General features: G+C 44.9%; 15 protein-coding genes and 1 other annotated feature. Of the genes, 12 read left to right on the forward strand and 3 right to left on the reverse strand.

The annotated features are described in order from the left end of the window. The first annotated feature begins 151 nt into the window (after nucleotides 1-151). The 4 genes from AC0VZ8_RS15085 to AC0VZ8_RS15100 all read left to right on the forward strand — a co-directional run bounded on the left by AC0VZ8_RS15085 (nucleotide 152) and on the right by AC0VZ8_RS15100 (nucleotide 2928). Entirely contained in the window at nucleotides 152-598 is a 447-nt protein-coding gene (locus tag AC0VZ8_RS15085; RefSeq protein WP_475487389.1) for a hypothetical protein, read from the forward strand. A 214-nt stretch (nucleotides 599-812) separates the two neighbouring features. After that, nucleotides 813-1322 (forward strand): DNA topology modulation protein, encoded by a 510-nt coding sequence (locus AC0VZ8_RS15090; protein WP_475487390.1) that lies wholly within the window; start codon nucleotides 813-815, stop codon nucleotides 1320-1322. Nucleotides 1323-1390: 68 nt separating this feature from the next. Further along, on the forward strand, nucleotides 1391-1915 hold the full coding sequence (locus AC0VZ8_RS15095; protein WP_475487391.1) for a hypothetical protein: 525 nt from the start codon (nucleotides 1391-1393) through the stop codon (nucleotides 1913-1915). Between the two features lie 254 nt (nucleotides 1916-2169). Continuing rightward, a complete protein-coding gene (locus AC0VZ8_RS15100) occupies nucleotides 2170-2928 on the forward strand; it encodes a DUF5694 domain-containing protein (RefSeq protein ID WP_475487392.1) in 759 nt (252 codons plus the stop codon). An 892-nt stretch (nucleotides 2929-3820) separates the two neighbouring features. On the opposite strand, the gene AC0VZ8_RS15105 is transcribed toward AC0VZ8_RS15100, so the two are convergent. After that, nucleotides 3821-4690 carry a cation diffusion facilitator family transporter gene (locus AC0VZ8_RS15105; RefSeq protein ID WP_475487393.1) on the reverse strand — a complete coding sequence of 290 codons (870 nt, stop codon included), beginning with the start codon at nucleotides 4688-4690 and terminating at the stop codon, nucleotides 3821-3823. Nucleotides 4691-4969: 279 nt separating this feature from the next. Between AC0VZ8_RS15105 and AC0VZ8_RS15110 the strand changes: the two genes are divergently transcribed. Continuing rightward, a complete protein-coding gene (locus AC0VZ8_RS15110; RefSeq protein WP_071224258.1) occupies nucleotides 4970-5551 on the forward strand; it encodes a TetR/AcrR family transcriptional regulator in 582 nt (193 codons plus the stop codon). A 77-nt stretch (nucleotides 5552-5628) separates the two neighbouring features. Next, nucleotides 5629-6252 carry an MBL fold metallo-hydrolase gene (locus tag AC0VZ8_RS15115; protein ID WP_475487394.1) on the forward strand — a complete coding sequence of 208 codons (624 nt, stop codon included), beginning with the start codon at nucleotides 5629-5631 and terminating at the stop codon, nucleotides 6250-6252. A 185-nt stretch (nucleotides 6253-6437) separates the two neighbouring features. On the opposite strand, the gene AC0VZ8_RS15120 is transcribed toward AC0VZ8_RS15115, so the two are convergent. Further along, entirely contained in the window at nucleotides 6438-8384 is a 1947-nt protein-coding gene (locus tag AC0VZ8_RS15120) for a GTP-binding protein (RefSeq protein ID WP_475487395.1), read from the reverse strand. Nucleotides 8385-8667: 283 nt separating this feature from the next. Here AC0VZ8_RS15120 and AC0VZ8_RS15125 point away from each other — a divergent pair, with 283 nt between their 5' ends. The 4 genes from AC0VZ8_RS15125 to AC0VZ8_RS15140 all read left to right on the forward strand — a co-directional run bounded on the left by AC0VZ8_RS15125 (nucleotide 8668) and on the right by AC0VZ8_RS15140 (nucleotide 12908). Then, nucleotides 8668-9111, forward strand: a complete 444-nt coding sequence (locus AC0VZ8_RS15125) for a GNAT family N-acetyltransferase (protein WP_260067561.1) — start codon at nucleotides 8668-8670, stop codon at nucleotides 9109-9111. A 462-nt stretch (nucleotides 9112-9573) separates the two neighbouring features. Further along, nucleotides 9574-10266: a metallophosphoesterase family protein gene (locus AC0VZ8_RS15130; RefSeq protein ID WP_475487396.1), complete on the forward strand. Its 693-nt coding sequence runs from the start codon at nucleotides 9574-9576 to the stop codon at nucleotides 10264-10266. Nucleotides 10267-10303: 37 nt separating this feature from the next. Next, nucleotides 10304-10792, forward strand: a complete 489-nt coding sequence (infC, locus tag AC0VZ8_RS15135) for a translation initiation factor IF-3 (protein ID WP_071224248.1) — start codon at nucleotides 10304-10306, stop codon at nucleotides 10790-10792. 96 nt (nucleotides 10793-10888) lie between these two features. Next, nucleotides 10889-11147, forward strand: a binding site (T-box leader). A 78-nt stretch (nucleotides 11148-11225) separates the two neighbouring features. Beyond that, entirely contained in the window at nucleotides 11226-12908 is a 1683-nt protein-coding gene (locus tag AC0VZ8_RS15140; protein ID WP_475487397.1) for a glutamine--tRNA ligase/YqeY domain fusion protein, read from the forward strand. 147 nt (nucleotides 12909-13055) lie between these two features. On the opposite strand, the gene AC0VZ8_RS15145 is transcribed toward AC0VZ8_RS15140, so the two are convergent. After that, nucleotides 13056-13919 (reverse strand): pentapeptide repeat-containing protein, encoded by an 864-nt coding sequence (locus tag AC0VZ8_RS15145; protein ID WP_475487691.1) that lies wholly within the window; start codon nucleotides 13917-13919, stop codon nucleotides 13056-13058. A gap of 412 nt (nucleotides 13920-14331) precedes the next feature. Between AC0VZ8_RS15145 and AC0VZ8_RS15150 the strand changes: the two genes are divergently transcribed. Beyond that, nucleotides 14332-14757, forward strand: a complete 426-nt coding sequence (locus AC0VZ8_RS15150; protein ID WP_260067564.1) for a DMT family transporter — start codon at nucleotides 14332-14334, stop codon at nucleotides 14755-14757. A 50-nt stretch (nucleotides 14758-14807) separates the two neighbouring features. After that, nucleotides 14808-15509 carry a Crp/Fnr family transcriptional regulator gene (locus AC0VZ8_RS15155; RefSeq protein ID WP_475487398.1) on the forward strand — a complete coding sequence of 234 codons (702 nt, stop codon included), beginning with the start codon at nucleotides 14808-14810 and terminating at the stop codon, nucleotides 15507-15509. Nucleotides 15510-15531 lie beyond the last annotated feature (22 nt).

The following is a 15531-nucleotide window of genomic DNA, read 5'->3' on the forward strand; positions in this document are numbered from 1 at the left end:
AATAATATTTTCGTAAAAAGAGCGAAGATGTTTCCAGTAACCATCGTTATCAAAGCAATAAGGGAGCGAGGGCATCAGATAACAATATATTGACGCATCGTGAACACGAGAATATTAACTGAAACAAGTGAGAAAGGAAATAAACCAGAATATGTATAAGAAGTATGAAATTAAGTATCCTAGATCAGAGTATGTCCAAGTGATAATTTCTATTTTAATTACTTCAATACTAATACAAGTGCTTCGAATAGATGATTTATTATCTGTTATTTGTGTGGTTATATTATTATTAGGTAACCTAATCCGAGTAGTAATGCTATTGAAGAGGATATTAAGAAAAAATAAGGAGTTAGAAATTACAGAAAATACAATTAGGCTTAATCAAGTTGAACTACCAATACAAAAAATCGAAAAGATTATAATAGAAGGTTATTTTGTACAGAGTATCGGTTTCAAGTTATACGGAAGAAAATTAGTTTCAATGGATTTTCATTTTAGATTTAAGAATAACGAGGAAATTAATATAGAAGAATTAAAGCAATGGGCAAATAGGAACAGGATAAAAGTAACTAGTGGAAGAATATTCAGATGGATATAGATATCCTGAAAGTAATTAAGGGAGTCTTGCCTGCCAGCCGGTAACCTCGTATCTACTCTTCGGACATACGCCCATTGCTGCCGATGAATTTCATAAAAGCAGAAGACCACCATTCGCCGACTAACCGTATCAGCAGCCCCCCGGACTTAAGTTGGTGAAGGTTCGCTGTTACAAGAGCGTTAGTGGAAATTATTTTAATAACCAGGAGAACAAAATGAAAAGAATCATGATAATTGGATCTGGAGGATCAGGGAAATCTACATTCTCAAGTAAACTCTCTGAAGTCTTAGGCTTACCATTGTATCATTTAGATGCGTATTATTGGAAACCTGGGTGGATTGCAACCCCTAATCACGAATGGGATGAATTTCAAAGAGAGCTTATACAAAATGATGAATGGATTATTGATGGAAATTATAATCGAACCATAGATATTAGAATTTCTAGATCAGATACAATAATTTTCTTTGATTTACCTCCGTGGATAACTACGTATAGAGTCATTAAACGAAGAATTAAATACCATGGAAGAACAAGACCTGATCTGAATGAGGGATGTCCTGAGCAATTAGATTGGGAATTCATGAAGTGGGTATGGAATTTCAGAAAACATAAAAGACCAGGAATACTCGAAAAGTTAAAAAAATATGAAAAAGAAAAAAATATAATAATACTTAAAACACCAAGGGAAGTAAGTAACCTAATAGACAAATTAAATAATTAAATTCGAAAAAGGGCAATAACATCTTCTAACTTTGTATCTTCGCACAGTGGTGGAGCCTCTTGGTCTGCATGAGGGATCTCGATGAAGCATATTCAGCAGAGCCATTGAAAGGGAATAAAAATGACAAAAGAAACACTTATATCGTAGTCATTATCATTGCGTTAATAACCATTGCTTATTTATACTTTTCTCCGACTACAGTTCACAAAGAGATGGAAGGCTTGATCTATTCTTTTGATTCGGACTTTGAAAAGAAAACTCAAATGGTGATATCTGGTAAATCCAATCGAAATGTCTTTTCTAGAGATTCGTTTTTTGGCCAGTTAGTCGTAGATGATGATCTCTCATATGATGTTGAACTTTATTACGATGGTGGGAAGTTATTTGGGACAATTACAACGTTTAGTAAGGACGTAAGGCTTAAATCAGTAGGCAGCGTGATGGCTACTAAAGCATTAGAATATATATGGATAACGCTGAATGATATAAATGAAAAGTATGGTATTCAAGAAGGATATATTTTTAGTCCAGCAGATAACAAGGAACAAGCGAACGAATTAATAAAGAAAGAACTAATGAAAGTAACACAATGAGGTGTAGTCTTCAGGTAACACATTCACACTGCGAATCGCTAACGCGCCCCTTGTCCGCACCGAAAATTATTGAGGAAGTGGAACCTGGCAGACAATCCTGGACCGGCTAAGTCTTACGACCCGCGCTACGCACTTTAAGCACTAGGGTGAATGCAATAACGTTATAGGAAATCAGCGGAAAGTTGTATAAAGAACTAACAACTATAGTAATACGACAAAAATTATAATAAAGTCTAAAATAATGGAGGTTCTTTATGGATTCTGCTAACAAATGCACCATTTTGTTACTTGGCACATATCATATGGGCAATCCTGGACTAGATATGCACAATGTTAAGTCTGATGACGTCTTGGCACTAAATAGACAAAAGGAGATTTATGAGGTTGTCGATAGACTTAAACGATTTAATCCAACGAAAATCGCAGTTGAAGCTCTCGCTGATGAACATGAGGCATATAATAATCAGTATCTCTCATATTTGTCAGGTGAATTTACTCTCGAGGCAAATGAAATTCATCAATTAGGTTTCCGTACTGCGGCTGATCTTGGTCATGATAGAATTTACCCTATCGATTGGAATGAATGGTATGGAGGCGTTGCACTAGGACATGTTTATGAATATGCACAATCAAACATGCCTGAGCTCTATCAACGGATAAATTCTAACAACCAGGAAAAAGCAGAGGCTCTTCAAAAGTCAATGAAAGAAAAAACAGTAAGGGAACTTCTGATGACAGGTAATACTCCTAGTGCAATACAAGGGGACCATGAAACGTATATGACTGTTGCTCGAGTTGGGGATGGTAAAAACAATATAGGAATTGATTGGCTCTGTAATTACTGGTATCGTCGAAATTTAATTATCTATTCTAATATTTCACGAATTTCATCTCATCAAGATAGAATTCTTGTGATTTATGGCTCCGGACATATCCACTTACTAACCCAATTTATTAAAGAGAGTGGTCTTTTTTTACTTGAATCTGTAGAAAAATATCTAGGAGACCGTTAGATAACAGACCTTAACTAATGTAAGACAATACTTCAAATAGCTGACGATTTATGTATCACGTCGAAGCTGTTGACATCCTATAACATAGTATCTTCGCTGGGGGGTGGTCCGTCGAACCCAGTCGCTGGCGCTATGAGCCTCTCGAGTTCGTGAATACGGAAACGTTAGTTGAAATCAGTTAATACTACAAACTGACTAAAATGATAATAATGAATGAAACTGATATATAACGTTACCCACATGCTCTAAATGCTGATTGAAAGGACTTAATTACAATGAACAATTCTTGGTATATTTGTATATCAGGAGAATATGACTTGAATTTTCTAATGTTTGTGGCTAGTGTACATGGACTATTAACAGAAGAATTCGAAGAAAGGACCTGGCCCTCTAGTCAATTTTCAAGTGTTGGGCGAAGTAATCAAAAACATCAAGAGCAATGGAAAAAGTTGTGGAATCAAAGCATTTATAATAAGGGGCTTCTGAAAAGGAGTAACCAGAAATATTTAGTCTTAGATCCCCCTGATTTTTTAATGATTAAAGAAAAAGACCTAAAGTATATACAGGACTGAAAGAACCAATTGAAGTGAATAACCAATTCATAATAATGCCCATTAAAGCTGAGTATTTATTGAAGAAAGATTGGTGGATTAAGAGATTTAAAGAGCATTATTGAGTGTAAGAAGAGCAGGTCGTATAACAATATTCACGCTGGGGCCTATGTTTCGTTAAAAGTTATTGATAAATGATGCAGCGCTTTAGGTCATCAGCCAGGGAATTTGCTAGAGCATATAAAGGAGCAAAGTGAGAGGAATAAAAAAGGTCCGGCCAATAAGAATGTGGCCGGACCTTCTTCGTTGCTTATGGAAAATGACTTGGTAATGTTGGAGGCTTAATTCGGTTCTATATGAACATGTACGTCATAAACGCCGTGTGTTTCTTTTAATTCATGCTCCACCTGGTCTGAAATATCATGGGCCACCCGGATATCCAGATTCGACCTGACCAGGATGACGATGTCGACAACCGTGTTGCTGCCGTAATTCCTTGCTCGAATGTCCTTGACTCCTTTAACGCCAACCACTTGTTTTACCGTTTCTTTATAGCTTCTGACAATGTTCTCATCGAAGCCATCGGTTAAATGATGAGAGGCATCCCGGAATATATCCCAAGCGGTTTTACATATCAGGAAGCCTACCAATACGGCGGTAAGCGGATCTAGCCACGGCAGATGAAATTGGGCGCCGATGATACCCACGACCGTGCCGATGCTGACCCAGGCATCCGAGAGATTGTCTTTGGCCGCTGCCATAACGGCTTGACTGTTTATTTTGGTGGCTAGGCGCTTATTGTAGCGGTAGACCAAGAACATCACAATGGCGCAGCCAATACCGGTCCACGCGGATAGAAGATCAGGCGATTCATGGTTGCCTTCAAACATGGAAGAAACGGCCCCGAACAGGACTTGGATCCCGACGGCCATCATAATAAAAGAGGCGATCAAGGAGGCTACCGTTTCCGCTTTCCAGTGGCCGTATGGATGATCCCGATCCGCAGGTTTTTGTGATAAACGCAGTCCGATCAATACAGCAATGGACGCCACGATATCTGTAGCATTATTTAATCCATCCGCCCTCAAAGCCTCGGAGTTCGCGGTGTAACCTATCAATAATTTGATTGCAGATAAACAGATATAAGCAATGATACTGATGATGGCACCTTTTTCACCCAATTTTAAATCATGATAACGTTGTTGTTCCAAATCTAGCCGACTCCTTCCACACGCCCCAAAAAATAGTACCTGACTATATTACCAAGCCGAGTAGGGGTGGGTCTAGAGCAACGTTTTTTCCTATCACTTAATAAGTGACAAGGGGCAAAAAGAGTTGCACTGGACTAAGAAAGATAGAGTGAGGCTATGGTCTTGGCATATGAAACTGAATACTGGATGGATGATAGTATTAGATGACGATTTACATTAATATCCAAGGAGAGTAAGATCAGTTATATACTAAATGGTACATAACTGGGGTGAGAGTGGTTGGCACGTCCGCGGGAATTCGATATGCATAAAGCATTGAACAATGCGTTGGAGTTATTTTGGGAAAAGGGTTACGAAGCGACCTCCATTACAGATTTAACGACCAGGATGGAGATTAGCCGGCCGAGCCTATACATGGCTTTTGGAGATAAACGTGCGTTATTTATGAAGGTATTGGACATTTATATGGACCAGTTTCTTCGGAAACTCGAGTCTATTCTTGCTGCTAATGGATCGGGGTACAAGGGGATTGAGGCATTATTTCGAGATATTGTTGAATCGGTCGATGACCGTGGAATAAAGCGCGGTTGCTTGTTCGTAAACACAATGACGGAGCTTGCCGCACATGATGAGCAAATCGCGTTAAAAGGCCGTGAGTATCAGGATAAGGTATCACAGTTTCTGGCAAACGCGTTGACCGAAGGAAAGGAAGCGGGAGACATTGCGCAGACCATCGACGTTCATTCCACGGCACACTTTCTAATGCTGGCATTGGTTGGACTTTTCGTGGTCGTAAAAATAGAACCCGCCCCGGTTGTTTTGAAACACAGTATAGAAGTTACTTTGGGTGTATTGAGATAATTTTTTTGATCATTATATACCAATTGGTATATAAAAGTGCTAGCGCATATTATAACTTTTGTAAGGAGATGGTTGGAATGCGATGGAAGCAGCTGACTCGTCACGTGTGGGGCGGATATGTATATTGGCCATTGCCTGTCATGGTATGGATCGTTGAAGATCGGGACGGATTAACGCTGGTTGACGCAGGGATACCGTCCATGTGGAATTCGTTGTATCAAGCGTTAAACGTCCGCTTCAAGAATAAGCCCTTAGTACGGGTGCTGCTTACGCACAGTCATGGGGACCATGTGGGGATGCTGCCGAACCTGACTCGGACCTTGCAGGTTCCGATTGTAGTACACCCATTAGAAGCGGACCGGATATCTGATATCTCCTCTAATCCAATCAAATCCCTGGATTTGGACCATACGTATGGCGGGTTAATCCCTTATCATACACCGGGACATAGTCCGGGGCATGTGGTATTCTATCATCCTGACGACCAAATTCTTCTCGCAGGCGATCTGTTCACAGCATTCTCCGGCAAACTCCGCAGACCCATTGCGAAATTTACGCCTGATATGGAAGAGTCACTTCGGAGCGGGAGGATTCTTGAACGACTGGACCCTAAGCTTACGGCTTGCGCCCATTGCGGTGTTGTTAAACATGCGTCATCGCAATATCCCAAGCTGCTTCGTAAAGGTCATGGCAGTCGGTAGTCTTTGATTGCTTTCACTGTAAACAACCACATGATAACGGCTTTACAGCCCTTATCCCCGGTATATACCTCCAGTTCGGAAATATTGAATGCCAGAGACTATCCTTTAGAAGGAAAACGGATCGAACAAAAAAATAGCGGGCGAGATCATCTCTCGACACCGCTATGGATTGACACGTACGTTCTTTACATGATCTTGTTCAAATAAAGCATATATTCACCGCGGTTCAGCGGGTTGACTTGTCGCCGTTTATTCACAGGGACGGTGGCTTGCACCTTCACGTAGCCTCCTGGTTTAACGGAGAGCATGCCCTCACCGCTTGTCAGGGAATGGACTTCGGCTTTAAGCAAGTCGGTTGTCCGCACGGGGATGGTACCATGAACGTGGACAGCATGGTTGTGGAATGTCGGTTCCTGATAGGTCCCTTCCAGTGCCGCCAACTTGGACAACACTTTGCTTAAACTGGTTTCCGGCAGAATGAATTGGATGACATTGATAGGCTCGTATACTTCCGTTCCGGCTTTGCCCAGCGCAGACATGAGGACGAGTGGGGTCAGGCTGCGAAAATCCTTTGCCGTCGAAACCGGACTTGCGTAACCGGTATGCGTCAGCGTCACGATAATATCGGTCACGGTCCATCCATACAAACCTTCCTGCAGCACCTCAATCACCGTGTCTTTAATCGCTTTCTGAAAGGATAAGGGGAGGGAGCCCAGTTCCACTTCCAGACGATACTGAATTCCGGTTCCTCTCTCGCCAGGCTCAACCCGTAAGCCAACCGTTGCATAAAATGGACACTCGCCAATATACTCAACAGCTTCTCCGGTAGTTACAGGCTTCTCGATACAAATGACCCGCGGAGCAGAAAATACAGCTTCAATGCCGTGTTGCTGCTGGATCGTTTCCAGCAGAATTTCCTGCTGGACTTTACCGAATACGTGGATGATGTTTTCCTTGGTTTTCGAATCCTGGATATATTGCAGGAATGGATCCTCTTCGGTGAGATCGCTTAAGGCCGTGTGAAGCTGATGCTCCTCCGCGGGATTCTTGGCCGAGACCTGGATTTGAATCGGCGGCTTCTGAAAGTGGACCCTCTTCATCCTGTCGGAAACAGCACCGATGACGTCGCCCACCTTGAGTTCATCGGTCATGAGAATCGCAATGTCTCCGGCATCGATCTGATTCACCGGTATGGATTTGCCGTGGTGCAGAGCATGTAGGTGTTTTACCTTGAACATGGTGATGTTGCCATTCTGCGTTATCACCGTAATCTCGTCTCGCGCCTGGATACTGCCGGCGAACAGCCGGAGGTATACGTTCCGTTCTCCGTTCGGAAATTTGATTACTTTGAACACCAGGCCGGATAACGATTCATGCTGAAGCTCCGAGGCGTTATTAACAGGGAAATATTCGCTAAGCGCATGAAGCAGCGGCTCGATGCCGATCCCTTTGGCTGCTGATCCTGCAAATAGAGGGTAAGCTTTACCTTGCCGGGTTTGCCTGCGTAATTCTCCCTGCAGCCGCTCGCGTGATATGGGAATATCCTGGACATAGTCGTTCAGCAGATCGTCATTGGACAGAGCCAACATTTCGACCCACCCGGCGTTATGGGGATCGGCCACGTCTACCCGAACGGTTGCGCTGCCCTCATGAGTTACAGAGCTCATCTCGCAAATATGTTCATCCAGCAGATTCCGTATCATGGTAAAGACATTATGGTAATTCGCGCCCATTCGATCGATCTTGTTCATGAATAGAAGGGTGGGAATCCGTTGTTCTTTCAGCGTTTGCATGAGCACCCGCGTCTGGGCCTGTACGCCCTCAACCGCGGAAATCACCAGAATGACGCCATCCAGCACACTCAGTGAATGCTCGACCTCCGAGATGAAATCGGCATGTCCCGGCGTATCGATCAGATTGATTTTTAGATCGCCCAGCATGAAGGATACTGCAGCGGATTTTATCGTGATCCCCCGTCTTCGCTCAATCTCCAGCGAATCCGTGATGGTATTGCCTTGGTCAACGGAGCCTGCTTGGTCAATAATGCCGGATCTGAACAGGATTTGCTCCGTTAGTGTGGTTTTACCGGCATCAACATGGGCCAAAACTCCAATATTCAATATGTTCTTCATATATCATAACCCTCATTCGTTTCATAGTTAGTTGTCCTTTCCGTTGGAAGTTATGGTTCAATTGCCGCATGTAAATCGCCTCCGTGTGAAATAAAAGTTACTTCTAGTTTATCCATTGAGAGCTGATCGGAATATGTAATAAATACTTATAATCGTTCATTATCTTGCTCTAAATCTGGTAACGTGCAGCGTCTTATTTGAATTTACATATTTAATACCGTGAAAAATGGTCGGCATTGGATTAGGATAAAGGCATACACCATATATTGAAGGAGTCTTGCATTTGATAACACTTCATGCCATAGATAAGGACAATTGGGAGGATTGCATCCGTCTTAAACCTAGACCTGAACAGGAGAAGTGGATTGCCCCCAATCTATACTCGATAGCGGAAGCTCAATTCATGGAGGGATTCAAAACGCGTGCGATCTACCATGATGAAGAGATGATCGGATTTGTGATGTATGGCCTGCACCCGCACGATGATAACTACTGGATCTACCGGTTTATGATCGACGGCAAGTTTCAGGGACTGCATTATGCCAAACCTGCAATTCGTCTGGTTCTCGAGGAGATTCGGTACTCGCCGGATACAACAGACGATGTTATGCTCTGTTATAAATCCGAGAATGAGCATGCAAAAAGGCTATATTCCCAAATCGGGTTTAAAGAAGTCGGGATTGCTCCATGGGGAGATGTGATGGCTAAATATAGTTTTATAAAATAGGCTGTAAATAGAAATACCGTGCGTTCAACCATTCCTTATGGCAGAACACATGGTTTTTTTAGATGGATTCTGCATGTGTGCGAATTGAATTGAACCTCCTCTAACCATTCCATCACTTTACCGTTTGGACTATATACGTGAGCATTTTTCGCTATAAGCGGAGGTTCGCCTGGCGAAAGGGTGCTCGGTTTCTTACAAGGCGTTGCTCAGAGTTGAAGTGATGTTGAAATAAAGGAGAATATGCTATTATACCTAAATAACAAAGCAGCTCGGATTTGGATGTCCTAAAATTATAAAGTGACAAGGAGTAACATCGGTTGAAGAGCTTGTTGATTTTCATAATCAGCCTGAAGAACCTGCTGGAGAACAGATTGGTATTATGATTAGGGTAGGGAGGGGACTACGATTCGAATATTAGCGATTAGCGACATTCATGGCTGCTACGATGAATTCAATCGGTTATTGTCTGAAGTGGAGTACAATCCCGCAAAAGATAAGCTGATCTTGCTTGGGGATTATGTGGATCGCGGGTTCAGAAGCAGGGAAGTCATTGAGCAAGTGATGAAACTGCGGGATGAAGGTGCCATCACTCTTCGCGGTAATCATGACCAGATGATGCTGGATGCCATTTTGCTTGATACGGATGAAGCGAACTCACGCTGGATTCGCAATGGAGCTCGACATACGATAGAAAGCTACTGCGGCGCCGATTTTTTTGAGGATGAAATGGATCGTGCCAGATATAACGAAGGGAAAGCCTATATTAAGAAGGAGTTTGAGCATCATCTATCCTTTCTTGATACGCTGGCTCTCTTCTATGAAACAGACACTCACATATTCGTGCATGCAGGGATCAATCCGGGTGTTGAAGACTGGAAGTTGCAGCCACAGCATGATTTCATCTGGATACGGGAACCATTCTTCAATTATCCTACAGGCATCAACAAAACCGTGGTGTTCGGGCATACGCCAGCGGTCAACCTGCATGACTCGGAGCAGATTTGGTTCTGTGGAGAAGGGGACAAAATCGGTATCGATGGAGCGTGCGTGTACGGTAAACAGCTGAACTGTCTGGAAATCACGGAAGAGCAGGAATACCGAACCCATTCTGTTCGGTTCATACACCATGATGTGAACGCAAAGGCAGAGCAATGAATGAACGAACACCTACTTTTAATAGGAGGATCTATCCATGTTAATGATGAATGAAAAGATAAAAGCACGCGAAGTAGAGCTGACCGGCTTAAACGGCGAAGATCTGGGAGTCGTCTCCAGGGATGAGGCGCTTGCGCTGGCGAAAAGTCACAAAGCCGATTTGGTGTGTACCTCGCTATTCAGCAGTCCCCCGCCATGCAAACTCGTAAGCCGGGGGCAGGCGAAGCAGGAGGCCGTGAAAGAGAAGAAGGGCCAGCAAGCTTCAGCCGGTCCGATGAAAGTAAAGGAATTCCGCTTGTCCGTACATATCGAAGAGCATGATTATGACACCAAGCTGTCGCAAATGCATAAGCTGCTGGCAGCGGGCAAAGCCGTCCAGCCCGTTATTCGCATTCAAGGCAAGGAGGGCGAAGCCGCCCGCAAACTGCTGGAGCGACTCGTGCAAGATCTGGCTGAGGTAGGCAAGAAGGAGACGGGCATACAAGTCAGCGGCAAGCAGGCTACGGTGAAGCTGCTGCCCATCTAATCGAACGGGACAAATTTTTCATTGCATCGGAGTTTCATTGTAGTTGACGTTTTACGGTTTACTTTTTATTTTTTTGATGATACTATGGATCAAATTGTAAACGCCATGAAGAGAAGAGTAAATGAACAGGAATCCCTACAGAGAGCTCCGGTAAGCTGAAAAGGAGTTGGAAGCCATTCATTGAACCAAGCCTCTGAGCGGCGCATCGGAACTTATGGATAAGGGATGGTGCGACAGGAGCTCCTGTTATAGAGCTAGGGTATAAGCGATCGCGTGATGGCCGTACCTGATAAGGCTGGTATCGTGAGATATCGGCGAATAGGGGTGGCACCGCGAAACCAATCTCGTCCCCAAGACTTATGTCTTGGAGACGGGATTTTTTTGGTTTTGACGGAAATAAGACAGATCAAACAACTTAAGGGAGGAGTCAGGTATGAGCGACGACAAGAACAAAGGAGAAGAAACGGTGGATTTCTTGACCAAGATGATCAAGGAGGATGTAGAGAACAGCGTTTATAACAGGCCGGTGGCTACGCGATTTCCGCCGGAGCCTAACGGCTATCTGCACATCGGCAGCGCCTATGCGATTTACATCAATCATTCCATCGCCAGCCGGTTTCATGGAACATTCAATCTTCGGTTCGACGATACGAACCCACTGAAGGAAGATATCAAATATGTGCACGCGATTCAGGAGGATATCGAGTGGCTTGGACTTAAGCCGAACGTTTATTTCGGTTCGGATTATGCGGATCAAATCGCTGAAGCGGCCAGGAAACTCATTGCCAAAGGGAAGGCTTATGTCTGCGATCTCACACCCGAACAAATGACGGAATACCGTGGAACACTGACCGAAGCCGGCATCAACAGCCCGTTTCGGGAGCGCAGCATTGAGGAGAATATGGCGTTATTTGAGCAAATGATCGCAGGAGCATTCCATACGTCGGAAAAAGTACTTCGAGCCAAAATCGATATGTCGTCCCCCAACATGAACCTGAGAGATCCCGTCCTGTATCGTATCATTCATGCAGAGCATTACCGGACCGGAACAACGTGGTGTGTGTATCCGATGTATGATTTCGCCCACCCGATCCAGGACTGGATCGAAGGGATTACTCATTCCCTATGCTCAGCCGAATTTAAAGATCATCGACCGCTATACGAGTGGGTACTTACGGAGCTGGAAGTAATCGAGCCGCCGAAGCAGCGGGAATTCGGAAGATTGAATATCTCGGGATATGTAACAAGCAAGCGATACCTGAGGGAATTGGTGGAGGGGGGCTTTGTCGACGGATGGGATGACCCCAGACTGCCTACGTTGAAAGGATTACGGCGGCGAGGCGTGACACCTGAGGGCATTCGGCGTTTTCTGGGCGAACTCGGGGTGTTTCGCGGCAACAGCCTGGTGGACTCGGGCATGCTCGATCATTATATCCGTCAAGATTTGAAGGAGCGGTGTTATAACGCAATGGCTGTCATGAAGCCGCTGAAGGTGATCATCACGAATCTTTCAGAAGATTGCACCGAGATGCTTGCCATACCGAATCATGAAAATGATGATACGTTGGGTGAGCGGGAGGTTCCTTTTTCACGGGAGCTGTACATCGAGCAAGAGGACTTTATGGAGGAGCCCGTTCCTGGATTTCACCGGTTATCTCCTGGCAAGGAAGTGCGTTTGAAAGGAGCCTACTTCATCAAATGCGAACATGTCGTGAAAGATCCAGCCACGGGGGACATCATGGAGATCCACTGCACGTATGATCCATTAACAAAGAGCGGGAGCGGATTTAATGAGCGGAAGGTGAAAGCAACGCTGCATTGGGTGTCTGCGAAGCACGGGATCCCGGCGGAACTTCACTTGTATGATAAGCTGCTGAAGGAATCGGCCGAGTTATCTGAATCGAATAACGTATGGGAGGAGCTAATGAATCCCGCATCGTTGATTCGCATCGAAAATGCTATATTGGAGCCTTCGATGCAGGAGGCGACCCCAAACCGAACGTACCAATTCATCAGACACGGCTATTTCTGCGTGGATTCCAAATATACGACCGAACGCAGACTGGTGTTTAACCGTATCGTTCCATTGAAGGATTCATGGAAGAAGCCTATGTGAAGTTAAAATACAATTCCATAACTGAAGCGTTTAAAGGCGTTAAGTGTAGGTGATTCGGCCACCTACCAAAAAGCCGGCTGCAAGTTAGCTGCCGGCTTTTTGGTGTTGGTAGTAAATCTTCAGCTGTTCTACCCGATATATTCAGCGTTAACGCGTCCAATGGTCCGGTCGAGATAAGGATGGAGGCAATTTGGTAATGGCGTCTCCTTTTGCCGCGTTAACTTGGAATTGAGTAAAGAAGAGGCTGGTCGCCAGATTGGCTCCCCTCAGGTCTGCGTCCCTGAAATCGGCACCGATCAGATCGGCAGCCCGCAGATCGGCTCCTCTGAGGTCCGCGGCAATAAGATAAGCTCCTCTCAGATTGGCGTATCTTAGGTCTGCTCCTTTAAGTTTAGCTCCCATCAGATCAGCACCGCGGCCCCCGATCTTTTGACGCACGGGCGGTCCCTTATGCTTCTTGCGCGCATCATCCCGTACAAGCTCACTGGTCCGAAGAAGCAGCTGATTCACGTCTGCCCGATGAGCTGCAACATCCAGCCTTAACAAGGATTCGGGAGGAAGCTGAGTCATCCGTCTCGTCTCTTCCAGCGACAATCTCAACTCGGTATGAATGTCTTGAGCCGGCTGCAAAGTCAGGGCTTCGTTCAAATACCATAACAGCTCGTGAAGCTGCCGCATGATCGGGAATACGTCATACATTTCTTTTGCCGTCCCAGGAGCCTGCCGCCAGTCGCGTCCGTTATAGGTAACCTGTGAAACCATTTGTCCCGCTCCGAAGCAGTCGTATACGGTGCAGCCTCTCATACCTCGCTGCCTCAAGCTGCTGTGCACACCGCAGCGGAAATCGGATTGCAGATGGTGACAAGGGGTTCCGCCGTCTTTGTCTATGGCAAAATCCGTGGAAGCGGCGAAAGGTAAAGCGACGCAGCATAATCCAAAGCAGCGTTCGCAATCCGCTTGTAATTGTAATCCACCCTGTTCATCGGGACCTTGTTCTTGTTTATCTGGCATCATGTTAGCGGAGCTCCTTCCAGTCGGTGTTACGTCAATAAAGTGACATCTATTTATATTTTAAAACAAAATGCTCATAGAGTCATAGATGAAATCTTGGTTTAAACGGTTTTATACCATGGATCATCGTCCCTCCATGCTGACCGCTTGTTATTGGTTCGGCTGCAAAAGGCATGGGCATCCTGAATATGTATAAGTCACTGCATCGTGGCAATCCGTTAAGCTGCCAAGGAAAATCCGGCAGCTTTTTTGTATGTTACATGCCAAGCCGACCGATAGTATATAATGAAATTCGTGTCTTTGGACATCGCTATATTTGGAATTTCCTTCATTTCAGGACATATGTCCTTTCCTGAGTTTGGGGAATTCACTTTTAATAGTATACAGACCTATAGAAGAAGGAGTATGTATCGTGAGAGGAATCTTATTTGCATTCATTGGCGGTGCCTGCATTACGCTGCAGGGGGTGGCCAATGCCCGGATTAGCCAGGATATGGGCACATGGCAAGCTGCGACCGTTACGCAGTTGACCGGATTTATTATGGCTTTGGTCATTTTGCTGTTCGTCCGGGACGGAAGCAGACAAGGATTGGGACAAGTGAAGCCGCTCTATCTAATCGGGGGAGCCTTGGGGGCACCCATTATATTCAGTGAGGTGACAGCGATTCAGAATATCGGCGTCACATTAACGATATCCGCATTGTTGATCGCCCAGTTATTCTTGACGTTCCTGATTGACAGCAACGGATGGTTCGGCGTGGTGAAGAAGAGGATGAGCTTGCCTCAATTCATTGGGATTGGGATGATGATCGCCGGTGTCGTGATAATCAAATTATGAGATGGAATCAAGTGATCCTTAGATGAAATGTCGGGAAAGGAGAGAGAGACGTGAAGGAAATTCATAATGCGGAGCTCATGCAGCATTTTTTGCTGAGCAACCAGATCCAGTCCGTATTTCACGATGATTTAATGCCATATCTGGTGTTATATCACTTCGATCAGGGCGACATCGTCTGCACGCAAGGCGAACCGGCCGAGATGCTGTATATCCTGGTTCAAGGGAAGATTAAAATCTTCACGACCTCCGCAGAAGGTAAAGCGCTTGTTCTATCTTTTAAAACACCGCTTGAGGTGATCGGAGATATTGAATACATTCAAGGCAATCCGTTGATCAATACGGTACAGGCCATATCATCTGTCTATATGATCGGCGTACATTATCGCTGGCTTCGCAAATTCGGACAGGAGCATCCGCCGCTGCTGCAATTTTTGCTGCGGATCATTACGCGGAAGTTTTATATTAAATCCAATTTCTTGAGTTTCAATTTGCTGCATCCTGTCGAGGTGCGACTGGCCAGCTATCTATTATCCGTTTCTGAGGAAGAGTCAGGCACGTTCGCTGCAAACGACCCGGCCGCATACAATCTGACGGATATCGCGAATCTGCTCGGCACCAGCTACCGGCATTTAAACCGGGTGATTCTGAAGTTCAGTCAAGAAGGGCTGATCGAGCGCCGCAAGGGGTTCATTCTGATTAAGGATCGGGAAGCGTTGACGAGTGTGGCGGGAGGCAACATCTACGAAGAATGACGCTTGGTGAGAATGAAACATG

Source organism: Paenibacillus sp. QJM3NY_38, assembly GCF_056173265.1.